This window comes from Methylobacterium adhaesivum (assembly GCF_022179065.1).
In the GTDB taxonomy this organism is placed as follows: Bacteria; Pseudomonadota; Alphaproteobacteria; order Rhizobiales; family Beijerinckiaceae; genus Methylobacterium; species Methylobacterium adhaesivum.
Genome location: NZ_BPQD01000007.1, coordinates 1 through 23,203 on the forward strand (window position 1 = coordinate 1; position 23,203 = coordinate 23,203).

Below are 23,203 nucleotides of genomic sequence, written 5' to 3' on the forward strand. Positions count from 1 at the left end.
AGTCCCGTCGCCCGCGCCACTTTCCCAGATCGACCGATCTCCTTCGCGGCCTTGGCCTCAGCTCGGTGTGTGCAGGTGACATTGCGCCGGCTCGCTTTCGCGCGCGGAAACTCTACCCTTCATGCCTGCATCCGGCCGAAGGACGCTCGGGTCCGTCGCGCGTGGTTGCGGAGGGTGGACGATGCCGGGATTCTTCTTCCTCTACTTCACCGCGTGCATGAGCCATGCGCCCGATACGTGCGAAGCGCGGCGCCTGGCCCTCGACGTCGCAGATGCGCAAGCCTGCCAGCATGTGGCTCAGCCGCAACTGGCGCGGTGGATCGAGACGCACCCGGCCTATCGCATCACCGGCTGGCGCTGCGGCGCGCCCTTGCGCGATCCCGGCACTCGCATCTGACCGGCCGCGTGCCTCGAATGCCCCCAGAGGAGTGGCGGGGGCAGCGCCGCGTTTTCGCCGCATCGAACCATGAAGGGCTTGCGGGCGACCCCGCCTGCGCCCCTTCGAGCCGATGCCACCGATTCCCTTCCGTTTTGCCGCCTTCGGCGGTGCCGCCCTTCTCACGCTCGGCCTCGCCGGCTGTGGTGCGCCGTCGCTCCTCACGGCCGATACGCCGACGAGCGTCGTGATCCTCAACGAACAGGCGGCCGCCGCGGCGATCTCGCGCTACCGGGCGCAACACGGTCTCGGGCCGGTGACCATCGACTCGAGCCTCATCCGCGCGGCCTCCTATCAGGCCGCCTCGAACGCCAAGGCCGGACGGCTGAGCCACGAGATCGGCGGCACGTTCGATAGCCGCATGGCGCAGGCCGGTTTCGGGCGCGCCTACGCGGCCGAGAACCTCAGTGCGGGTGCAAACACCTTCGACGAAGTGCTGGCGCGCTGGAAGGCCTCCCCGGAGCATAACAAGAACATGCTGATTCCGCAGCTGAAACGCGTCGGCATCGCCCGCGTCGATGCGCCGGGCACACGCTACAAGCGCTTCTGGGCCCTGGTTCTCGCCGGCGGCTGAGGGCTCAACTCTCCGACGCGTCGGCTTCGGCGAGGCCGTCCTGCAAGGTCCGGATGATCGTGCGCATCTCTGGGATCATCGCCACCGCCTTGGCGATGCGGTGCGCCTCGTCGCGGGTCATCACGCCCGTCGCCGACCGAACCGCATCGTCGTCCGAGAAGTAGGTCCAGGCCACGGCGGCTCCCGACGCGTCCTCGACGCAGAAGCTTTCCGCCTTCTCGACGACGAGCCACGGTGTGGGAAAGCCGCGCGGCTCGGACATGTCGGATCATCCAGAGTTGGGCCGTGCTGCAAGGCACCGGGAAAGGATCGGTACCGCCGGGCGCGGAACGCCGCAACCGTCACCACCCTCCCCTCACACAGACGGACCATTCAGTCCGGCGCTGTGGCGGAAGGCGTGGGCGGCATGACGCTCCGGCAGACGGTCGCCCTCCGCGAAGAGCTTTCGCCGCAGCGAGCCGTCCGCGTAGGCGGTCTTGTAGAGCCCGCGATCCTGAAGCTCCGGCACCACGAGGTCGATGAAATCCGAAAAGCTCTCCGGCACGACGATCCGGCTGAGATTGAACCCGTCGACCTCGCCTTCCTCGACCCAGGCCTGGAGTTCGTCCGCGACCGTCACCGCATCCCCCGTGAGGACGGCGTAGCGCCCGCCGAGGCCGAGTTCGGCCAGCAGATCGCGCTTCGTCAGGCCGCGCCGGGCGGCGGCGGCGTTGGCCGACTGGATGGCATTGCCCTGGCCGTAGGGAATCGGATCGTCGAGGCCGTAGGCGGCAAAATCGATCCCCGTGGAGGCGGAGAAATGCGCGAGCCCGGCTTCTGGACTCGCATAACGCAGGTATTCGGCGCGCTTCTCCTCGGCCTCGGCCTGGGTCCGCCCCGGAATCACCGCGAGGCCGACGAAGATCTTCACGTCGTCGGGCCGGCGTCCGGCAGCCACGGCCTCGGCCCGGATCGCCCGCCCGGCTTCGCGCGCGCTCGCGCGGTCGCGGGCGGAGATGAAGACGCACTCGGCATGGCGCCCCGCGAACGCCCGGCCGCGCCCCGAGGCGCCGGCCTGATAGAGCACCGGCGTTCGCTGGATCGACGGTTCGGCGAGGTGGAAGCCCGCGACATCGAAGTATTCGCCGCGATGCGAGACCGGGCGGATATGGGCCGGATCGGCAAAGACCCTGGCCGCCGGATCGCGCCGCACGGCCGCGTCACCCCAGCTGCCTTCCCAGAGCTTGTAGAGGACATCCATGTACTCGTCGGCGTAATCGTAGCGCCGGTCGTGGGCGGGCAATGCGCCGCTGCCCTGGCCGCGATGGGCGCTGTCGAGGTAGCCCGTGACGACGTTCCAACCGACCCGACCGCCCGTGAGGTGATCGAGGGTCGAGAGGCGCCGGGCGAAGGTGGACGGCGCTTCGTTGTGGACGTTGACCGTGAGCCCGAAGCCGAGATGCCGCGTCACCGCCGCCATGGCGGAGACGAGCACGGTCGGTTCGTTAACGGGCAGTTGCACGGCCTCCCGCGCGGTGACGTCGATGCCCCCGCCATAGATGTCGTAGACCCCGATGATGTCGGCGATGAACAGGCCGTCGAACAGGCCGCGTTCCAGCAGTTTCGCCTGGTCGGTCCAGTATTGCAGCGTGTTGTACTCCGCCGACCGATCGCGCGGGTGGGTCCAGAGACCGTGATTGATATGGCCGACGCAGTTCATGTTGAACGCGTTGAGGAGAATCTGTTTCTTCATCGAACCTGGGGCCGCCGTTAGAGGGCGCCGTGCCGGGGCGGCAGCCGACCGTTGAGATGGTAGGCGCCGATCCAGTGATGCTTCCAGCGCACGGGATCGTGCAGGGAGTGGGTGCGGACGTTGCGCCAGTAGCGGTCGAGGGCCTCGGCGCGGTCGGTGGCCGCGGTGCCGCCGAGTTCGAAGAGCTTGTTGGCGGCCAGGAGCCCGGCCCGGTGGCTGGCGGAGCGCGCTTCCGCCACGGCCACGGACGCCGCCGCGACGGTTGCTTCGTCCGGCGCGTCCCGCGCGGCATCGACGAAGCGTCCGGCCCGTTCGAGCAGGGCATCGGCGGCGGTGAGGCGCACCCGCACGTCGCCGATGGCGTGCAGCGTGAGGGGATCGTCGCTGGCGCGCGAGACCCCTGAATCGATCCACGGCCGGGCCCGGTCGCGCACGAAGGGCAGTGTTTCGGCAAACGCCCCCCGGCCGATGCCGAGGTCGATCCCCGCATGGAGGATCTGTGCGAAGGGTCCGATGGCGGTGGGGCGGTCCATGGAGGCGCTGAAGGGCACGACCCAGTCGGGCTCCACGCGCACGCGGTCGAACAGCACCGAGCCCGAGCCTGTGAGCCGCTGGCCGAATCCATCCCAATCGTCCACCAGGGTGATCCCCGGCGCATCGCGCGGAACGAAGACGAGATAGGCGACCGTCTCCCCCTCCTCCTCGGCCTCCACCAGGGTCGGGATGCGGTGGGCGAACAGCGAGCCGGTGCAGTAATACTTTCGCCCCTCGACGAACCAGCCGGCAGGGTCGCGCACGAGGCGGGTGCGGCGACGGTGGTCGCGCCGACCGATCTCGGCGAGCGCGTTGCCGAAACGCTCGCCCGCGAGCACACGGGCATAGAGCGCCCGCTTCTGCGCCTCGCTGCCGCCGTTGCGCAGCACTTCGAGGGCATAGAAGTGGTTCTGGGGAATCTGCCCCAGGGAGCCGTCCGCCGCCGACACGATGGCGATGACCTGCGCCACGGTCGCGCTGCCGACGCCGGTGCCGCCGTAGTCCTTCGGCACCGTGATGGCCCAGAGGCCTGATTCGGTGAAACGCTCGACTTCCGCGAAGGGCAGGTCCCGTTCGAGATCACGGGCGGCGGCTGACGCGATGAACGTCTCCGCGAGGGTGCGGGCGACGGCGAGCGCCGTGTCATCGTCGGGGATCACCGGCACCGGGCGGGGTGGAGCCGGCGCGCGTGTGAAGGCGGTCTCGTGGGACTGGAGCGGCATCGGACGTCAGTTCCACTGATGCCGGCGCGGCAGCGCGCCGTTCAGGGTGTAGTTGCCGACGAGGTGGTACTTCCAGCGCACCGGATCGTGCAGGGTGTGCACGCGCGCGTCGCGCCAGAACCGGCCGAGATTGGGAGCCGCCCGCGTCGCCGAGGTCCCGGCGAGTTCGAGCAAACGTTCGGAAGCCTCGAGGGCGAGTTCGGTGGTGAGGATCTTCGCCTCGGCCACCGCCACGGAGGCCTCTGCCGCACTCGCAGCCGTGACGGCGGCGGCGGCCACGCGGTCGAGGGTTCGTCCGGCGCGGGCGAGCACCTCCTCGGCGGCGTGCAGGTCGATCTCCAGGCGGCCGATTTCGCCGAGGATGTACGGGTCCTCCGTGGCGTCCGCGACGGTGAAGGGGGCGGCACGCGTCGTCGTCCGGACGAAATCCAGGGCCGCCGCCACCGCGCCCCGGCCGATCCCCGCATCGATGGCGGCGTGGACGAGCTGGGATGTTGCGCCGAACAGGCCCGGACGGTCGGTCAGTCCCGTGAGATCGAGGGTGAGGCCCGCCTCCACGGGCGCGTCGATGAAGATCACGGTTCCGCTCGCGGTGGTGCGCTGGCCGAAGCCCTGCCAATCGTCCACGACCCGTACGCCGGGGGCCTCGCGCCGGACCCAGACGAGGACGGGCCGGCCATCGGCGTCCTGGGCGCGCGCCGGAATCCAGTGCGCGAACAGGGCGCCCGTCGCGTAGAAGCGCTCCCCGGACAGGCGCGGGCCGTCCGGGCCGGGCATCAACCGCACGCCCGTTTGGGTGATGGCCTTTCCGTCGCGCGCCGGGCCGGCATTGCCGATCCGGTGCCCCGCCAACACGTCCGAATAGATCCGCTCGGCCTGCGCTGGACGCGCCGCCGCGCGGACGAGGGCGAGCACACCGAAATGGTTCTGCTGAATCTGCGCCGCCGAGGCGTCGGCGGCCGCCAGGATCGCGAACACCTCCGCGAGAGTCGCGTGCGAGACATCCGCCCCGCCCTGCGCGCGCGGGACGGTGATGCCGCCAAGCCCGCTCGCCGTGAAGGCCTCGACGGCGTCCCAGGGCAGGCGCCGCGCGCGGTCGCGCTCCGACGCGCCCTCGGCGAATAGACGGGCGACGGCATGGGCCGCCGCGATGGCCTCGGCATCCGAGCGGATCCGTTGCGGAGGCGTGGGAGGCGACGGATGCCGGTCCACGGCGTCCGGGTCGACGAGCGATGTCATGGCAAGCACATCCGTCACCGGGCCCTGAGCCGCCGCACGGCCGTGTCGCCCGCGAGCTGGACGAGGCAGACGAGGGCGATGAGGATCGCGATCACGGCGGTCATCACGGTGGTGTCGAACCGTTGGTAGCCGTAGCGGATCGCGACGTCGCCGAGGCCGCCGGCCCCGACGGCGCCCGCCATGGCGGAGGCGCCGATCATCGAAACGAGGGTGATGGTGAAACCGGCGACGATCCCCGGCAGCGCCTCGGGCAGGAGCACGTGGGCGAGGATGTGCCGGCGCCGGCAGCCGATGGATTGGGCCGCCTCGATGAGCCCAGCATCGACCTCGCGCAGGGAGACCTCGGCGATGCGGGCGAAGAACGGCGTCGCACTCACCGCGAGGGGCACGATGGCCGCCCAGACGCCGATGGTGGTGCCGGTGACGAGGCGGGTGAACGGGATCAGCGCCACGAGGAGCACGATGAAGGGCACGGCGCGAAAGCCGTTGACGAGGGTGCCGATCACCCGGTTCGTTCGGGGCGCGGGGAAGATGCCGCGGGGGCCGGAGGTGACGAGGAACAGCGCGAGGGGAAGCCCGACCAGCACCGCGATCCCGGCGGAGGCGGCGACCATGACTAGGGTATCGAGACCGGCCTGCCAGAGGCGGTCAATCATCTGCGGCGACATACCCGATCCTTTCGATCTCACCCCCGAGAACCCTGAGGCGCTCTTCGACCTCGGGTGCCGCCCCCGCGATGGCGACGATCATCCGGCCGACGGCGCGGCCCTGGATCCGGTCGATGCCGGCCTGGATCAGGCGCACCGGCGCACCCGCCGCCCCGGTGAGGGCCGCGAGATCGAGGGCCTCGCCCGCGCAGGTGATCCGCAGGAGGAGGGAGGCGCCGGCCGTCCGGTCCGAGCGCAGGCGGGCGGCCAGATCCTCCGGCAGATCGCGGCTCAGGGGCTCAAGGAGCGCCCGCGTGGCGGCATGCTCGGGCTGCCCGAAGACCCGCCAGACCGGCCCGGTCTCGGCGATCCGCCCGCGCTCCAGGACGACAACGTCGCTGCAGATCTCGCGGATCACGCTCATCTCGTGGGTGATGAGCACGATCGTGATGCCGAGGCGCCGGTTGATGTCGCGCAGGAGCCCCAGGATCGCGAGCGTGGCCTCGGGGTCGAGGGCGGAGGTCGCTTCGTCGCACAGGAGGATCGCCGGCCGGGTGACGAGGGCGCGGGCGATGCCGACGCGCTGTTTCTGCCCGCCCGAGAGCCGGGAGGGATAGACGTCGGCCTTGCCCTCCAGCCCCACGAGGCGCAGCACTTCGTCCACCCGAGGGCCGATCTCGGCCTTGGGCACCCCGGCGACGGCGAGCGGCAGGGCAACGTTCTGCCGTACGGTCTTGGCTGACAGCAGATTGAAGTGCTGGAAGATCATGCCGATGCGCCGGCGCAGGGCCACGAGGCCGTCGGCATCGAGGGCTTCGATCGGCTCGCCGTCGACGATCACCCGGCCGGAGGTCGGCTCCTCCAGGCGGTTGATGGTGCGCAGCAGGCTCGACTTGCCCGCACCCGAGCGACCGATGATGCCGAAGATCGTTCCGGCGGGGATCGCAAGATCGATGGCGTCGAGGGCCTGGACCGTCCCCGAGGCGGAGCGGTAGGTCTTGGAGACCGCCTCGAACCGCACGGTGCCGGCCGCCCCGCCCGCCGTCGCGGTCCGTGCGGCGGGAATGGGACGAGCGCTCGCCGTGTCCCAGCGAACCGGGTCGTGGATGCCGTGGAAGGCCAGGCCCAGCATCACTCCAGCCATGCCAGCACGTAGAGCTTGTCGCTGTCGGCGAACGACTTGTGGATCTGCGTCTTCACGGCCTGGGAGGCCTGGAACAGCGCGACGAACTTGCGGATCGTCGGATCGTCCTTGCGCGCCGCCTTGGTGACGAAGCTCACGGCGAAGAGCTTGTCCTCGATGCCCGAATAGACGAGGCCGCTCGTCGGATCGAAGGCGCCGGACGCCACGATGAAGTGCGGGTAGCCCTGCGCAAGGTCGACGTCGCCGGTGATCCGGGCAAGCTGCGGCCCCTCGACCTCGATGAATTTCAGCTTCTTCGGGTTCTCGGCGATATCGTCGAGGGTGCCGAGGAAGCCGACGCCGTCGCGCAGCTTGATCAGGCCGGCCTTCTGCAGCAGCAGCAAGCCACGGCCCTGATTGACCGGATCGTTGGCGATGGCGACGCGCCCGCCGACCGGTATGGCATCGAGACTCTTGTGTTTCAGGGAGTAGAGCCCGAGATTCTGCAGGATCCCGAGGCCGACGATCGCGAAATCGTAGCCCTTCTGCGTCTCGGCATTCTCCATGAAGGGCCGGTGCTGGAAGAAGTTCATGTCGATATCGCCCGCATCGAGGGCGACGTTCGGCGTCGTCCAATCGCTGAACTCGACGACCGTGACGTCGATGCCCTGTGCCTTCGCCTCGGGCAGGACGGCGTTGACCGCGTCGGCGTAGGCCCCCGGCACCACGCCGATCTTCAGGCTCGCTGCCTGGGCGGCCATCGTCCCCAGCGTCAGGGCGGCGACGGCGAACAGTCTCAAGGCTCGCATGATGGCGGAACTCACGGATATCGGCTCGGCACGGGCCGAGGAGGGGAACGGCGAAACCCGATTGTCGGGCGACACGGGTGTTCGCACCGGGCTCGTCTGATGGTCCAAGGCTAGAACAAAGACGTTCCGCCGCACATTCCAAAGATCGGCCCGATACAGCCCAAACCATCTCCCGAAACGGAGGTCTTTTAGATTCGCGTTCCTTCCCGTTTCCTGCGGTCGTTGCGTCTTCGTGCTGGCCGCCAACGCCGAGGGCGCGACGTCACGCCCACGGCGCGAACGCCCGGCTCCGGAACAGGACGGGCAACCGGCCACTTCTCCCCTGGTGCAGAGCAGGCGGGCCATGCTGAGAGCAGTGATTTTCGATGTCGACGGAACGTTGATCGATTCCGTGCCCCAGCATGCGAAGGCCTGGCAGGACGCGTTCCGCGACTTCGGGCACGATTTCCCCCTGGAGGACATCCGACGCCAGATCGGCAAGGGGGGCGACCACCTGCTGCCGGTGTTCCTGTCGGAGGCGGAGATCGAAGAACGGGGTGAGGCCCTCGAGAAGCACAGAGCCGAGATTCTGAAGACGCGCTACCTGCCGACCATCAAGGGCTTTCCCGAGGTGCGGGCCCTCGTCGAGCGCCTCCTGGCCGATGGACGGCACCTCGCCCTGGCATCCTCGGCCAAGGCGGACGAACTTCAGACCTACAAGACGATCGCCGGGATCGCGGATCTGATCGAGACCGAGACCTCGTCGGACGATGCCGAAGCGAGCAAGCCCGATCCCGACATCTTCGAAGCCGCCCTCGACCGGCTCGACGGGATCGCGCCCGACGAGGCGGTCGTCATCGGCGACACGCCCTACGACGCCGAGGCGGCGCGCAAGGCCGGTCTTCGCACCATCGGCTTGCTCGGCGGCGGCTGGACGGCCGAGGAACTGATGCAGGCGGGCTGCATCGCCACCTATCGCGATCCGGCGGAGCTACTCGCAGCCTACGATCGCTCGGCCCTGGGCGCGCCCGCGATGTGATGCGATCTGCCTCAGGCCGATTTGTAACGGCGATGGGGTTCAGGCGTTTCCCCCGACAGGCGCCGAGGAGACCGTCCATGACACTACGTTCCGAAGATCCGCCGCCACCGGGAAACATCACGGTTGCGACGCCCCCGGTAGCCGACCGGCCGACGACAGCGATGCTGAAAGCCGATATCGACAGCGGGCGGACCGGCGACAAGGTCGCCCACTACGATCCCGGCCTGTCGCAACTCGGGACCGACGACGAGGCCGCCGGCAATCCCCCGTCTCACGACCGCGTCGCCCTTGCCCGCGCGACCGAGGCGGCGTCGCCGCGTGTGCAGGCGGCAGCCAAGCCGCAGGGCCGCAACGCCTGGGTCCTGCCACTGTTCACGGGCGCCATCGTCCTGATCCCAGTGGTCATCGGCACGCTGCTGTTCGTCCTCGATCGCTAAGCATGGGAAGGTTCACGTCCGATGCGTCGCAGACCCTCATGCCGATTGAGGGCAATCCACCCGGTCTGCTACAAGACTCCATCGCTCGGGAGCGACGTCGCTCCGGCGCGTTCCTGCCAGATCGCTGCGGACCTCGATGACTGACGAGCGATACGAGGCCGGGTCACCGGAAGATCAACCGGATCGCGCCATCCAGCTGGACGATGCCCTGATCACCGAGGCTCTGGCGACGCGTCCCGCCCGCACGCCCGACTACGAGGCCGAGGCATATATCCTGTCCGAACTCGCCAGCGAGCTGGCCACGAGCCCGGGCACGGTGCTTCAGCGTCTCGTGAACCTGATTGTCGAGATGGATCTGGCTGGTTCGGCTGGCATCAGTCTCCTCGAGCGGAACGAGGGCAAGGCGCACTTTCGGTGGCACGCCCTCGCGGGTCTCTGGGCGGGGTATCTCGGCGAGACCATGCCCTTCGAGGCGAGCCCGTGCGGTGTCGTGGTGACGCGCGATACGCCCCTGCTGTTCTCGGACCCGCACAGGATCTTTACCGGCCGCGCGTTCGAGCCGCCGATCCACGAAGTGCTGCTCGTTCCCTTCCACGCCCACGATGCGCCAGTCGGCACACTCTGGGTGAGCGCCCACGATACACAGCGAGCCTTCGACGGCGAAGACCTTCGGCTGCTCACGCGGCTGACCCGCTTCGCGGCCGCCGCCTTCGCGATGACCGCCGCCCTCCACGAGGCACAGACGGCCAGGGACAGGCTGGAACAGCGAATCGCGGAACGCACCGCCGCCCTCACGGAGGCCCACGAGGCGCTGCGCCAGGTCGAAGTACACCATCGCGTCGAACTCGAATGGCAGGTGCAGGAGCGGACGCGGCAGCTGCAGGCGAGCCGCGACCTGTTCCAGGCCACCCTGGACAGCTCCATGGACATGATTCAGGTCTTCGAAGCCGTCCGCGACGCATCGGGGGCGATCGTCGACTTCCGGTGGCTGCTGAACAACCACACCTCTGCGAGCCGCTTCGGCGATGTGCAAGGACAGAGCATGCTGGAGCGCAACCCCGGCGTGCTGCAGGAGGGCATCTTCGATGCTTTCAAGGAGGTCGTCGAGACTGGCCGCCCGTCCTGCCACGAGCGCCACTATGTCCATGAACAGTTCGACGGCTGGTTCTACCAATCGGCGGTGAAGCTCGGCGACGGCGTGGCGACCACCACCAAGGACATCACCGCATGGAAGGCGGCGCAGGACGAGATCCTGCGGCTTCGGGACGAAGTGGCACAGGCCAAGCTCAACGAGAGCGAGGCGCGGTACCGGAACCTGTTCGATTCCATCGACGAGGGGTTCTGCGTCATCGAGGTGTTGTTCGACGACGCAGAGCAGCCGGTGGATTACCGCTTCCTCACCGTGAATCAAGCCTTCGAGAAACAGACTGGGCTCAGCGGCGCCACGGGCATGACCATCAGCGGCATGGTGGCCGGAAACGAACCGCATTGGCACGAAACCTACGGCCGGATCGCCCTGACGGGAGAGCCCGAACGCTTCGAGGCCCGGGCGGATGCGCTCGGGCGCTGGTACGAGGTCTATGCCTTCCGCATCGGCTCGCCCGACCAGCGGCAGGTTGCAGTCCTGTTCAAGGACATCCTGCCTCGTAAGAACGCCGAAGCGGCCCTTCGTGAGAGCGAGGAGCGCTTCAGGGCCTTCGTGACCGCGAGTTCGGACGTGGTCTACCGCATGAGCCCGGACTGGACCGAAATACATATGCTGAAAGTGCTGGAAGGGGGTGAGTTCCACGGCAGCGCCGAACAGCGGAGTGCGCTCTGGTGGGAGCGCTACGTTCATCCCGGCGATCGGGCAGCGCTCCGCGCCGCCAAGGCCGAGGCGTGCGCAACCCGTTCGCTCGTCGCCCTGGAGCATCGGATGATGCAGCCCGGCGGTTCCTTCGGCTGGGTCCAGTCCCGCATCGTACCGATCCTGACCGAGGACGGGACCATCAGGGAATGGCTGGGGACGGCCAGCGACGTCACGGCGCGCAAGACCGCCGAGACCGCCCTACGCGCCAGCGAGGAACGACTTACCCAGTTCGGCGAGGCGTCGTCCGACGTCCTGTGGATCCGCGACGCCGCGACGTTCCAATGGATGTACCTCACGCCGGCCTTCGAAACGATCTACGGTCTCGATCGCGCCACGGCATTGTCCGGCGACAACATGATGGGCTGGATCGAGATGATCGTGCCCGAGGATCGCGAACATGCCTTGGCGAACCTGAAGCGGGTCCGCACGGGCGAGCGCGTTACCTTCGAGTACCGCGTCAGGCTGCCCGACAATGGCGCGATCCGATGGTTGCGCAGCACCGATTTCCCCATGCGCGACGCCACGGGGGGCGTGAGCTGGATCGGTGGCGTCGGCCGCGACATCACCGAAGAAAAGGAAACAGCCGCGCGCATGTGCGTACTCGTGGCCGAGTTGCAGCATCGTACGCGCAACCTCCTCGGCGTCGTGCGGGCCATGGCGGACAAGGCCCTGCGACGTAGCACCAGCCTGGCGGATTTCGAGGTCCGCTTCGGCACCCGTCTGGCCGCCCTCGCCCGCGTGCAGGGCCTGCTGTCCCGCCTCGGCGAGGGTGAGCGCGTCACCCTCGACGAGCTGATCCGCAGCGAGATCGCCGCCCTCGACGGAGATCCTGCCAGAGTCGCGCTGGAAGGGCCATCCGGAGTCGCCCTGCGGTCTTCGACCCTGCAGACTTTCGCCCTTGCCCTCCACGAACTCGCGACGAATGCCGTCAAGCACGGTGCCTTCGCTCAGCCTCAGGCGCACCTCGAGATTCGGTGGTCCGTGGAGCCCGTCGAGCCGGAGCGGGGACCTTGGTTGCATATGGAATGGCGCGAGCGCGGCGTTCGCATGCCGGAAGCTCGCGGATCGCGCGAGAGCGGATCAGGCCGCGACCTCATTGAACGCGCCCTGCCCTACCAGCTCGGCGCACGGACAAGCTACGTGCTCGGGGATGACGGTGTTCACTGCACCATAGCCCTTCCCGTTTCGGACCGCACGGCCATGGACAGCTACACCGATCCCTGAGTGTTTTCACAGAACTCCCGCGGCGCCGCTGTGCCCAGAGCGAGGACCGGCGGTGATCGGGAGTTTTGTGAGGCACCCTAAGCGATGCTTCGACGTCGGTTCGATGCCAGCGCCACATGCCTGCACGCTGAACCCGGCTCCGCGCGGGGCGGCGTGCGGCACATGAACATTCTCGACCTGACCCGGGGCCGTGCGGATGACGGGCGAGCTGACCTTTGACGGGAATGTGGGAACATCATCGACGGTCCCACAACGAGAAAGGGCGCCCCTAAGTGTGGGGGCGCCCCTTCCGGATCACGATTCGATCAGTAGTAGAAGCGTCGCGGTCCGCCATAGTAGCCGTAGACCGGCGGAGGCGGCGGCAGGGGCCGATATCCGTAATAGCCACGGCCCCAGTAGGGCGGCGGGCGGCGGTTCGGACGGCACTCACCCCACGGATTGGGGTGCCAGCCGGGGCCGCAGCCACCCGCGACCCGCTCGATCGCCGCATTCCCATCGGGCGCCCCGAGGGGAGCGACCGAGATGGGGGCGGCCTGCGATGCCGTTGCAAGACCAAGGCTGCCGGCGAGCACCGCAGCCATTCCAAGCACCTTCGCGTGCTTCATGACAGGATTCTCCAAGATCGCGCCACCCATTCAACCGGGTGGGACAGGGCCAGATTGACCCGCTCTGGGTGAATGATGCCTGACCGGATTGCGGCGACGGCGGGGCAAGCATCGAAGACTTGGTCTGCAGCGAAAGGCGCGGTCCGGTCGTTCGCGCGTGCCGCGCGGTCCCTAAGATCCGGCGAACGATTCGGATCGCACGGATGCCGGATCAGTCGGCTCCTCTCGAGGAGCGAGACGCTTTCACGTGGGCATTGGCGCCGAAGCGCGCGATCTCAAGGTGGATGTGAGGGAGCGGGACCACCCGGGCGGCGGCACCGCGCTCGATCGCCTCCTTCGGCATGCCGAAGACGACGCAGGTCTCCTCGTCCTGGGCGACGGTGTGGGCCCCGGCGCGGCGCATCTCGAGGAGGCCCGTGGCGCCGTCGTCCCCCATGCCCGTCATGATGATGCCGAGGGCGTTGCCGCCGGCGCATTGTGCGGCCGAGCGGAACAGGACGTCCACGGACGGCCGATGACGCGAGACCAGGGGTCCGTCCTTGACCGCCACGCTGTAGCGCCCGCCGTTACGCTGGAGCAGCATGTGGCGCCCCCCCGGCGCGATCAAGGCGCGTCCGGAGTGCACCACGTCGCCGTCTTCCGCCTCCTTCACCTCGATGGCGCAGAGCCCGTTCAGGCGCCGCGCGAAGGCTGCCGTGAAGTGTTCGGGCATGTGCTGCACGATGACGAGGCCAGGCGTTTCCACCGGCAGCACCTCGAGGACGTCGCGCAACGATTCGGTCCCACCCGTCGAGGCGCCGATGCAGATGACGGGATCGGTTTCGGCCACGGGGCGACCCATGAGCGGGGGCGGGATCATCGCGTCGGCCGAGAGCTTCGCCTCGATCGCCCGCGCGGGGGGACGCTGACCCCGGAGCCGGGCCCGGGCCGCCCCGCGGACGGCGTCGCAGACCCGCACGGAGGATTCCATGAGGAACTGACGCGTATCGACCCGGGGTTTCGGCAGCACGTCGATGGCGCCGGCTTCGAGCACCTCGAACAGCATGTTCGATCCCGCCTCGGTCAGGGTGGAGCAGATGATCACCGGGATCGGCTTCTGGGACATGATCTTGCGCAGGAAGGTCAGGCCATCCATGCGCGGCATCTCAAGGTCGAGGATGATCACGTCGGGAACGTCGTCCTGAATGCGCCGGGCCGCGACGTAGGGATCGGCGGCCGTTCCCAGAACCTCGATATCGGGTGCGGCACTTAGAATACCGGTCAGTGTCTGCCGCACGGAGGCCGAGTCGTCGACGATCAGGACACGGATGGGTCTCGTGGCTGGCATGGTGACACTGCTTTCACTTGCGGAACACAGTCGAGGAGATTTGAGTCAGCCGCGTCAGGCCGCTGCCGGCCATGGATTCGGAGTGGCCGACGATGAGGTACCCCCCCGGCCGGACATGGGTGGCGAGCTGCTCCAGGACGGCCCGCTGGGTCGGCTTGTCGAAGTAGATCAGCACGTTGCGGCAGAAGACGATGTCGATGTCCCGATCGACGGCGTAGCGGTCCGACATGAGGTTCAGGTGCTGGAAGCGCACGCGGGCACGCAGCTCCGGGACGATGCGGCCTTCCCGGCGATCGGGGTCGCGGGCCATCATCACGTAGCGGCGGCGCATCTCGGGCGGCACCGTCGCGAGCATCTCGGTGCCGTAGATCGCGGTCCTGCCGACCTTCAGGACCTCCGTCGAAACGTCCGTTCCGAGAATGCTGTAATCGAGGGGGCGGCCGGCTGCGACCATGTCCTGAAGGACCATGGCCAGGGTGTAGGCCTCCGCCCCGATGGAGGCGGCGGCACTCCACAGCTTCAACCGCGCCTTGCCGGCCCCGTGGGCAGTGAGACGTGGCACCAGTTCGTCGCGAAGCAGGTCGAAATGCGCCGGCTCGCGGAAGAAGTCCGTCTTGTTCGTCGTGACGCAGTCGACGAGATGGACGTACTCCTCGTCGAGGTGTCCTTCGTCGAACACGTGCCGCCCGTAGGCATCCAGGCCATCGAGTTCGAGGGCGCGGACGCGCTTGCGCAGGCGCCCTTCGAGCATGGTGCGCTTGGCCGCCGGCAGTTGAATGCCGACATCGGTCTCGATCAGGCTGACGATCGAGCGGAAATGACGTTCGCTCAAGCCTTGGGTGGGTTCAGACATGGAAGCGTCAGGCGGCGCGTGCGGGTGCGAGCAGGGCGGACTCCTCGCCCGCCATCAGCGCCGGCAGATCGAACACCACCACGAAGGCATCCCCCTTCCGACCGATCCCGGCGATGTAGCCGGAGTGCCAGCGCCCGCCGACCTCGGGGGCCTCTTCGAGTTCGCCGCCGTCGAGTTCGGTCACCTCGAACACCCGATCGGCCACGAACCCGACCCGCATGGCGCGTTTGCCCATGGGGATGTTCAGGAGGATGATGCGCGTGGCTGGCGTCACCGGGACGCGCGGCAGACCGAGCTTCGTGCGCAGGTCGATTACCGGATAGCTCTGGCCCCGCACATCGATCATGCCGATGAGAAAGTCGGGCGCCTGGGGCAGCGCCGAGACCTCGCGGTGATCCAGAATTTCGTGAACGTACGCGATATCGATCCCGAAGGTTTCGCGATCGAGACCGAGGGTAAGGTACTGCCAGACGCTCGACATGGGATTTCTTTCAATTCTTCATCCCGGGCGCCGAGAGGCTAGCCCGCAAAGGGTTGAGTAAGTATGCAGCACCCGCCTTTCGGCGCGGGCCGGCACGGGACACGGGGCCACGCCCCGTGTCCCGCATCAGCGTCAGGCGCTTCGCTTGAACTCGGCGTCGCGCTCGTCCTCGGCGCCCATGTCGAGGGCGAAGCCCCCCACCGCCGGCTGAGGCCGGGCCTTGCGCCGCGCGGCCGGGGCCGGCGAGCGCACCACCGCCGACGGCGCCCGCATCCGGACCGCCGTCTCGCGCAGCCGCGTCACGTCCGCGTCCACGCTTCGATCACCCAATCCCGCCGCATCGATCCGGAAGTACGAGATCGTCGTCTGGAGCCGGTCGGCCTGCGCCGCCAGTTCCTCGGAGGTTGCCGAAACCTGCTCGGAGGCGCTCGCGTTCTGCTGGGTCACCTTGTCGAGCTGCTGGATCGCCTGGTTGATCTGCCCCGACCCCACGTCCTGTTCGCGGCAGGCCGCCGTGATCTCCTCCACCAAAGCCGCCGTGCGCTTGATGTCGGGAACCAGCCGGCCCAGCATGTCGCCCGCCTCGCGCGCAGCCTTCACGGTATCCGTCGACAGGGTGCCGATCTCAGCCGCCGCCGCCTGGGACCGCTCGGCGAGCTTGCGCACCTCCGAGGCTACCACCGCGAAGCCCCGCCCGTGCTCGCCCGCCCGCGCGGCCTCGACGGCCGCATTCAGGGCGAGAAGATCGGTCTGACGCGCGATCTCCTGCACGATGGTGATCTTCTGCGCGATGGTCTGCATCGCATCCACCGCCCGGCCGACCGCCGCGCCGCTGGCCTCGGCATCCTTGGCCGACTGGCGGGCGATGGTCTCGGTCTGGCTCGCGTTCTCGGCGTTCTGCTTCACGTTGGCGGCCATCTCCTCCATGGAGGCCGAGGCCTCCTCCGTCGACGAGGCCTGCTCGGTGGAGCCCTGCGACAGCTGCTCGGCCGAGGCGGACAGCTCCTGCGACCCCGACGACACGTTGCCCGCCGCCGTCAGCGCCTCCGTCACCACCGCACGCAGCTTCACCAGCATCGTCTGCAGGGCGAGGCCCATCGTGTCCTTGTCCGATTGCAGCGTGGCCTCGACCATGAGGTTGCCGTTCGCAATCTCACCGGCGAGTTGCGCAGTGGTGTTCAGGTTGGCGGTCATCCGGTTCATCGCGGCCACGAGATCACCGATCTCGTCCTGCGAGGTCACCTCGACCGTCTTGCTGAGATCGCCCAGGGCGACCGCATCCGCGAGCGCCACCGTCCGGGCGAGGCCACGCGAGATCGAGAGCGCGAGCCAAGTCGCGATGATGAAGCCGAGGAGGAGTGCGCCCGCGACGGCGGCGAGCAGCAGGGTCTGGCCCTCGCTCGCGGTAGCCTTGGCCTGCGCCACGGCCTGGACCATGCGGCCGTTCTGAAACTCGATGAAGGCATCGAAGGCTCGGATGACGTTGGTGCTCAAGGTGGCATACTCACCCGAGGCGAGTTCGGCGGCCTTCAAGGTGCCGCCGCCCTCGACCAGCGTAAGGGCCTTCTCGAAGGATGCCATCCAGGCGCCGAACTTCTGCCGCAGGTTGTCGCTGCCGATCCCGGCGGCATTCGTCGCGCCGATCAGATCGTTCAGGGAGCGGGTGGCCTCTTCGCGTACCCGCTTGGCGGCGGCGATGCGCTCCTCAAGGGCTTGCAGGCTGGTGGCGCCGATGGTGGATTGCAACTGGCCCCAGGCCCGCTCGAATCGGGCCTGGACGGTGGCGGTGACCCGGATGATATCGGAGGCTTGGATATCCGACCGGTTCAGGATCGCTTCGATCTCGCTGCGCAGGGCAACGGCGGCAGGCCGACCCGTCGTCTCGATCTCGGTCCAGGCTCTGGCGGCGGAGTTGGTGCGCGTCAGGTCCAGCACCTTGATGGCCAGGGTACGCTGGACCTCGTATTTCTCGGAGAGGTCGCCGAAGAGCCGTTTGCCCTCTTCCGAGGTGAGATAGCCCTTGGCCTTGGCCAGGGCGGCGAGAGCATCGGCGCGGTTATCCGCCGCGCGTTTGGTGAAATCGGCCATCTTGGCCTCGTCGGTGGTGATCACCACCGCCCGTGTGTTGGAGACGCCGCGGAGGGCATGGGCCTTGGCCTCGAGCGCCAGGGCCTGGACCTCCGAGCGGCTGACGATGAAGTTCATCGCCTCGTCCGAGGCCGCCAGCTTCTGGTAACCAACTCCACCCGCCATCGCGGTAAGCACCAGTACGGCACCGAAGCCGGCGGCCAGTTTCGTCTTGATCGTCAAACGCATGTCGTTGTCTCCTGTAAGCCCTCGATGAATTGACGCAGATGCGGGCGTCACCCCCTCTTCCTCTCTTGCCGCACCCATTCGCGTAGCGCAGACGCGCGGCATGAGACTGCTATCCGCCTCCGGGGCCGATCCGCTCCGGGAGCACCCCGGAGCGGAGGTCGTCGTCAGGCGCTTCGTTTGAACTCGGCGTCGCGCTCGTCCTCGGCGCCCATGTCGAGGGCAAAGCCCCCCGCCGCCGGCTGAGGCCGGGCCTTGCGCCGCGCGGCCGGGGCCGGCGAGCGCACCACCGCCGACGGCGCCCGCATCCGGACCGCCGTCTCGCGCAGCCGCGTCACCGCCGCATCCACGCTTCGATCACCCGAACCCGCCGCATCGATCCGGAAGTACGAGATCGTCGTCTGGAGCCGGTCGGCCTGCGCCGCCAGTTCCTCGGAGGTTGCCGAAACCTGCTCGGAGGCGCTCGCGTTCTGCTGGGTCACCTTGTCGAGCTGCTGGATCGCCTGGTTGATCTGTCCCGACCCCACGTCCTGCTCGCGGCAGGCCGCCGTGATCTCCTCCACCAAGGCCGCCGTGCGCTTGATGTCGGGAACCAGCCGGCCCAGCATGTCGCCCGCCTCGCGCGCAGCCTTCACGGTATCCGTCGACAGGGTGCCGATCTCAGCCGCCGCCGCCTGGGACCGCTCGGCGAGCTTGCGCACCTCCGAGGCCACCACCGCGAAGCCCCGCCCGTGCTCGCCCGCCCGCGCGGCCTCGACGGCCGCATTCAGGGCGAGAAGATCGGTCTGACGCGCGATCTCCTGCACGATGGTGATCTTCTGCGCGATGGTCTGCATCGCATCCACCGCCCGGCCGACCGCCGCGCCGCTGGCCTCGGCATCCTTGGCCGACTGGCGGGCGATGGTCTCGGTCTGGCTCGCGTTCTCGGCGTTCTGCTTCACGTTGGCGGCCATCTCCTCCATGGAGGCCGAGGCCTCCTCCGTCGACGAGGCCTGCTCGGTGGAGCCTTGCGACAGCTGCTCGGCCGAGGCGGACAGCTCCTGCGACCCCGACGACACGTTGCCCGCCGCCGTCAGCGCCTCGCTCACCACCGCACGCAGCTTCAGCGTCATGGCCTGGATCGCCTTCAGCAGATCGGTGATCTCGTCGCGCCCAGAGACGGCGACGTCCTTGGTCAGATCGCCCGCCGCGACGCTCTGGGCCGCGGAGACCGCCTTCGACAGGCCACGGGAGATCGTGATCGCGATCCAGGAGGCCATGACGAGGCCGAGCAGGACCGCGCCGGCGGAAACCGCGATCGTAATCGTACGGGTCGATTCATAGGCGACCTGCGTGTCACGGACGAAGGTCTGAGCGACCTGCTCCTCGTAGGCGCGAAGCTTCGCCACGTCTTCGACCACCGCCCGACGGCCGTCGGTGAAGGGACCGACGTAGTAGCGCAGGGCTTTGGCGTCGGTGTTGGCGACACCGAGGGCGAAGATCTTGTCGGCCACGGCCGTCCATTGCCGCGTGGCCGTGGTGATGGCGGCTCCGCCATCCGTGACGCCAGCGCCTGCCCCGAGTTCGGAGAGCTTGACGAGGTCGCGGTAGAGGGCGCTGCGCATCTCTGCGAAAGCCGCCGCGGCCTTCGTCAGCACGGCTTCGTCCGTGATCACGATCGAACGGAAGACATCGCCGCGCATCTGCAACGCCTTGATTTCGATCCCGTCGATGAGGCTTCGGCTTTCATTGGACAGATCCGCGCGATTGCGCAGTTCGGAGATTCGGGCCGACAGCTCCGCGTAAGCCGTGAGGTGCTCTCCGGTCACCAAGCTGGCCGCCGTGTTGTTCCCGTTCAGGACGCCGAGCTCCATGCCCTTGATCACGGCGTCACTCATCTTGGTCCAGTCGTCGCGCAGGGGCTGGATCCGCGAACGCTCCTCCATCGGAACGAGGTCGGTGTACTCCTTCAGCAGACCCTGGAACTTGGCGTCGTGCGCCTTGAAATCGGCGAACAGTTTCTCGCGGGCGGCACTCGTGGGTTCGAGAAGGGACCGCGCGAACATGCGCGCGGCGTCGAAGGCCATCGAGTCGAAGCGCAGGACCCGCTGGACCTGCGAGAACGGACGGGCCGCGAAGGCCTGCATCCGATCATTGGAACTGCTCAGGCTCGCGATGGCGAGGTAGCTGATCCCGCCGAGCATAAGGAGGATCATCGCAAAGGCGATCCCAAGTTTGGCTTTGATCGTGAAGCGCATTACTCTACTCCAAATCTATTAGTTTTTAATTCAACACTTTTTCTACATCAGGAACGATCACAAATTCCTCTCCGAACTTGACAATGGTCTTGATGTATTCCGGACGCCAACTGGTACCGATCTTCGGGACCGACTGACGTTCGCCGAATTGGATTTCGGTCACCTCGAACACCTTGTCGGCCACGAGGGCGACGACGACGGGGTCGCCGTCGATCGCCACCTCGATCACCACGAAGCGGGTGTCGCGCGTGGCGACGGCCTGCGGCATGCCAAAGCGCTCGCGGATATCGGCGAGGGGCACGACGTTGCCCCGTACATTCACGACGCTGGCGAGATGGGCCCGTGCGCCCGCGACCCGCGTCGCCGGAATCGGATCGATGATCTCGCGCACCATGCCCGCGTCGAGGGCGAAGGTTTCGGCCCCGATGCGCAGCATCACGACCTGCAGGGCGCCATCCTGCCCAACGGACTCGGCGGTCTCGGCCATCATGCCACCTCCTGGAAATCTTGAATTCTCTCGGCCCCGTCGCCGGCCACGAGCTGGCCGACGTCGATGATCAGCGCGGCCGTGCCGTCCCCGAGGATCGTCGCCCCCGAGAAAGTCGTGACATTCGCGTGCAGCTTGGACAGCGACTTGATCACCGTCTGGTGGTTGCCGATGATCTGATCGGCCACGAGGCCGATCCGGGCGTCACCGGCGGCGATGACGATGACCTTCTGGTGCGGGTCGGGCTCACCCTCGGCTCCGAACAGGCTGCGCAGGCGCAGGAACGGCACGAGTTCACCACGGATGTTGAGGAAGTCGCGGCCACGGGTGAGCCGATCCGCCGCGGGAAGCTCGACGCACTCCTCCACCGCCGAGAGCGGCAGGACGTAGCGCCCCTCCCCGACACGGATCAGCAGGCCCTCGATGATCGCCAGCGTCAGCGGCAGCCTCAGGGACACGGTGGTGCCGGCCCCCGGCACCGTGGCGATGTCGATGGAGCCGCGCAGGCCCTCGATGGTCTTCTTGACCACGTCCATGCCGACACCGCGTCCGGACAGGGCCGAGATTTCCTGGGCGGTGGAGAAGCCGGGCGCGAACAGGAACTGATAGATCTGCTGGTCGGTGAGCGGCGTGCCCGGCGCGACGAGGCCCTTCTCCTCGGCCTTGGCGCGGATCCGGGCCGCGTCGAGGCCGGCGCCGTCGTCGCTCACGCTCACGAGCACCTGCGCCCCCACGTGCTCGGCGGCGAGGACGATGCGGCCCGTCGGACCCTTGGTGCCGGCGCCGCGGCGCGCCGGATCCTCGATGCCGTGGTCGATGGCATTGCGGATGAGGTGGACGAGGGGATCGGCCAAGCGCTCGATCATGGTCTTGTCGAGCTCGGTCTCCTCGCCCTCGGTGATGAAGTCGACGGGCTTGCCGAGGTCGCGCGAGAGATCGTGGACGAGGCGGCGGAAGCGGCCGAAAAGCGAACCGATCGGCACCATGCGGATGCCCATGGTGGTGTCGCGGAGGCGAGCCGAGAGGCGTTCGATCTCCTCGGAGATCGACTTGATCCCGACATCGGTCTGGAGACCGGCGAGCTGGCTCAGTCGCGCCTGGGCGATGACGAGTTCGCCCACCCGGTCCATGAGTTCGTCGAGGCGGCCGGCCTCGACCCGCACGGTCGCCGAGGGCCGGTCGTCGGGGCGCCGGTTGCCGGTGCGCGCTTCAGCAGCGGGGGCGGCCGCGTCCGGCGCCGGTGCGGGCAGGGCTGCGGGCGCGGCTTCGGTCGCTATCTCCGGTTCCGGCGCCGGCGCGGCCTCCACGTCGAGGGGCGTCAGGGTCAGCGTCACCTCGTCGCCGACGAAGACGAAGACGTCCTCGATCGCCTCCCGGCTGACGTCGCCGTTCAGCGTGATGTCCCAGGCGATGGCCAGGGCCTCCGGATCGAGGGCGGCGAGGTCCGAGACGCCGTCGAGGCGCGGGACGACTTGGCAGGGGCCGAGGTCCCGCAGATCGTCGAGGAGGGCGAGGGGGTTGGTGCCGTTGCGCAGAATGTCGGCCTCGAACACGAGACCCAGACGCCATCCCGGCGATACGACCGCAGTACCTTGCGGGGCTGGCGGCGCCGAGGCGACGGGAGGAGCCGATGGTTTGGGCGCCTCTCCGGCAACGAGGTGTTTCAGCTCGTCGAGGACGGCTTCGCCGATGATGGCGGAGGTGTTGTCCGGATCCTCGATCAGCATCCGGATGTAGTCCTTGGCGGACAAGGACACGTTCACCAGTTCAACGCTTGCCGGCACCTTGCCCTGGCGCACAAGATCGAAGGCCGTCTCGAAGTCGTGGGTGAATGCGGCGACCCGGTCGAAGCCGAACATGGCGCCCGACCCCTTGATGGTGTGCAAGGCCCGGAACGCCGTGTCGATGAGCGCCGTGCTGTCGGGCTTCTCACCGAGGTCGAGGAGCGTCGCCTCGAGGCAATCCAGAAGCTCGGCGGCCTCCGTCCTGAAGATGTCGATGGGATCGAGGCTGCTCATCTCTGCGTCTGGCCTGTTCGTGAGCGGGACTGGGTCGAGGAGATACGGGGGTCCGGGCCTTCGGCCGGACATGGACCACACCGTTTCCGACGTCGCAGGACCGCGGCGTCGAATGGTCGATCCAAGACCGCCCGCACAATCGACAGCGCACCCGGTTCTCTGGCAACTGAATAAGCAGTAACGCAACAAAAGATAACGGCAGGTTACTCCAAGTCATATCGACATGGCGATAGCTTCACCCAAGTAATATGATTGTTTTATCAGACAATAATCTTATGCGTGGATCACAGGATCATCCAATCCAAGGCGGGGGCGACACCTGCTCATGGGAGAAGCGTGCCGTGCGAGGCCCGCACGGGCGACGCGTTTGCATGCGCGATGAGATCGCGCGCTCGGTGAACGCACTTTCCGGGTCGAGGAGGTTCGATCATGCCCGCGCATCGCCTGGCTGCGGGGAAATGAGCCGAGCCGAACGTGTCAGGAGCGAACGCTTCCGGCGCGGCACGCGCCCGGTCGACGTGAACTCGTTCCGGCACGG

General features: G+C 68.0%; 20 protein-coding genes. 5 read left to right on the forward strand and 15 right to left on the reverse strand.

Features of this window, described 5'->3' with window-relative positions:
• Positions 1–181: 181 nt before the first annotated feature.
• A complete protein-coding gene (locus tag MFF01_RS07370; protein WP_238223497.1) occupies positions 182–397 on the forward strand; it encodes a hypothetical protein in 216 nt (71 codons plus the stop codon).
• Positions 398–509: 112 nt separating this feature from the next.
• Positions 510–1,010, forward strand: coding sequence for a CAP domain-containing protein (locus MFF01_RS07375; protein WP_238223499.1), 501 nt, complete (start codon positions 510–512; stop codon positions 1,008–1,010).
• A gap of 4 nt (positions 1,011–1,014) precedes the next feature.
• On the opposite strand, the gene MFF01_RS07380 is transcribed toward MFF01_RS07375, so the two are convergent.
• The 7 genes from MFF01_RS07380 to MFF01_RS07410 all read right to left on the reverse strand — a co-directional run bounded on the left by MFF01_RS07380 (position 1,015) and on the right by MFF01_RS07410 (position 7,816).
• Positions 1,015–1,272 carry a hypothetical protein gene (locus tag MFF01_RS07380; protein ID WP_238223502.1) on the reverse strand — a complete coding sequence of 86 codons (258 nt, stop codon included), beginning with the start codon at positions 1,270–1,272 and terminating at the stop codon, positions 1,015–1,017.
• A 93-nt stretch (positions 1,273–1,365) separates the two neighbouring features.
• Entirely contained in the window at positions 1,366–2,742 is a 1,377-nt protein-coding gene (locus MFF01_RS07385) for an LLM class flavin-dependent oxidoreductase (RefSeq protein ID WP_238223503.1), read from the reverse strand.
• A gap of 17 nt (positions 2,743–2,759) precedes the next feature.
• Positions 2,760–3,998 carry an SfnB family sulfur acquisition oxidoreductase gene (locus MFF01_RS07390; RefSeq protein WP_238223504.1) on the reverse strand — a complete coding sequence of 413 codons (1,239 nt, stop codon included), beginning with the start codon at positions 3,996–3,998 and terminating at the stop codon, positions 2,760–2,762.
• Between the two features lie 6 nt (positions 3,999–4,004).
• Positions 4,005–5,237: an SfnB family sulfur acquisition oxidoreductase gene (locus MFF01_RS07395; protein ID WP_238223505.1), complete on the reverse strand. Its 1,233-nt coding sequence runs from the start codon at positions 5,235–5,237 to the stop codon at positions 4,005–4,007.
• Between the two features lie 14 nt (positions 5,238–5,251).
• Positions 5,252–5,905 carry a methionine ABC transporter permease gene (locus tag MFF01_RS07400; protein WP_238223506.1) on the reverse strand — a complete coding sequence of 218 codons (654 nt, stop codon included), beginning with the start codon at positions 5,903–5,905 and terminating at the stop codon, positions 5,252–5,254.
• Positions 5,886–7,016: a methionine ABC transporter ATP-binding protein gene (locus MFF01_RS07405; protein ID WP_238224298.1), complete on the reverse strand. Its 1,131-nt coding sequence runs from the start codon at positions 7,014–7,016 to the stop codon at positions 5,886–5,888. The genes MFF01_RS07400 and MFF01_RS07405 overlap by 20 nt, the downstream gene beginning before the upstream one ends.
• On the reverse strand, positions 7,016–7,816 hold the full coding sequence (locus tag MFF01_RS07410; RefSeq protein WP_238223507.1) for a MetQ/NlpA family ABC transporter substrate-binding protein: 801 nt from the start codon (positions 7,814–7,816) through the stop codon (positions 7,016–7,018). Before MFF01_RS07410 ends, MFF01_RS07405 begins: the two co-directional genes overlap by 1 nt.
• Positions 7,817–8,159: 343 nt before the next feature.
• Here MFF01_RS07410 and MFF01_RS07415 point away from each other — a divergent pair, with 343 nt between their 5' ends.
• From MFF01_RS07415 to MFF01_RS07425, 3 genes are all read left to right on the forward strand, one after another.
• A complete protein-coding gene (locus MFF01_RS07415; RefSeq protein WP_238223508.1) occupies positions 8,160–8,834 on the forward strand; it encodes an HAD family hydrolase in 675 nt (224 codons plus the stop codon).
• Positions 8,835–8,995: 161 nt separating this feature from the next.
• On the forward strand, positions 8,996–9,271 hold the full coding sequence (locus MFF01_RS07420) for a hypothetical protein (RefSeq protein ID WP_306421580.1): 276 nt from the start codon (positions 8,996–8,998) through the stop codon (positions 9,269–9,271).
• Between the two features lie 136 nt (positions 9,272–9,407).
• Positions 9,408–12,344: a PAS domain S-box protein gene (locus MFF01_RS07425; RefSeq protein ID WP_238223511.1), complete on the forward strand. Its 2,937-nt coding sequence runs from the start codon at positions 9,408–9,410 to the stop codon at positions 12,342–12,344.
• 305 nt (positions 12,345–12,649) lie between these two features.
• Here the strand turns inward: MFF01_RS07425 and MFF01_RS07430 are convergent, their stop codons facing one another.
• From MFF01_RS07430 to MFF01_RS07465, 8 genes are all read right to left on the reverse strand, one after another.
• A complete protein-coding gene (locus MFF01_RS07430; protein WP_238223513.1) occupies positions 12,650–12,949 on the reverse strand; it encodes a GCG_CRPN prefix-to-repeats domain-containing protein in 300 nt (99 codons plus the stop codon).
• Positions 12,950–13,160: 211 nt separating this feature from the next.
• The gene (locus MFF01_RS07435) at positions 13,161–14,276 is read right to left on the reverse strand and encodes a protein-glutamate methylesterase/protein-glutamine glutaminase (RefSeq protein ID WP_238223515.1); all 1,116 of its coding nucleotides are present in this window, start codon (positions 14,274–14,276) and stop codon (positions 13,161–13,163) included.
• Positions 14,277–14,289: 13 nt separating this feature from the next.
• Positions 14,290–15,129 (reverse strand): CheR family methyltransferase, encoded by an 840-nt coding sequence (locus MFF01_RS07440; RefSeq protein WP_238223516.1) that lies wholly within the window; start codon positions 15,127–15,129, stop codon positions 14,290–14,292.
• A 7-nt stretch (positions 15,130–15,136) separates the two neighbouring features.
• Positions 15,137–15,610, reverse strand: coding sequence for a chemotaxis protein CheW (locus tag MFF01_RS07445; RefSeq protein ID WP_238223517.1), 474 nt, complete (start codon positions 15,608–15,610; stop codon positions 15,137–15,139).
• A 132-nt stretch (positions 15,611–15,742) separates the two neighbouring features.
• On the reverse strand, positions 15,743–17,926 hold the full coding sequence (locus tag MFF01_RS07450) for a HAMP domain-containing methyl-accepting chemotaxis protein (protein WP_238223518.1): 2,184 nt from the start codon (positions 17,924–17,926) through the stop codon (positions 15,743–15,745).
• Positions 17,927–18,090: 164 nt separating this feature from the next.
• Entirely contained in the window at positions 18,091–20,160 is a 2,070-nt protein-coding gene (locus tag MFF01_RS07455) for a HAMP domain-containing methyl-accepting chemotaxis protein (RefSeq protein ID WP_283207165.1), read from the reverse strand.
• Positions 20,161–20,185: 25 nt separating this feature from the next.
• Positions 20,186–20,650 carry a chemotaxis protein CheW gene (locus MFF01_RS07460; protein WP_373319672.1) on the reverse strand — a complete coding sequence of 155 codons (465 nt, stop codon included), beginning with the start codon at positions 20,648–20,650 and terminating at the stop codon, positions 20,186–20,188.
• A complete protein-coding gene (locus MFF01_RS07465; RefSeq protein ID WP_238223520.1) occupies positions 20,647–22,665 on the reverse strand; it encodes a chemotaxis protein CheA in 2,019 nt (672 codons plus the stop codon). Before MFF01_RS07465 ends, MFF01_RS07460 begins: the two co-directional genes overlap by 4 nt.
• Between the last annotated feature and the right edge of the window lie 538 nt (positions 22,666–23,203).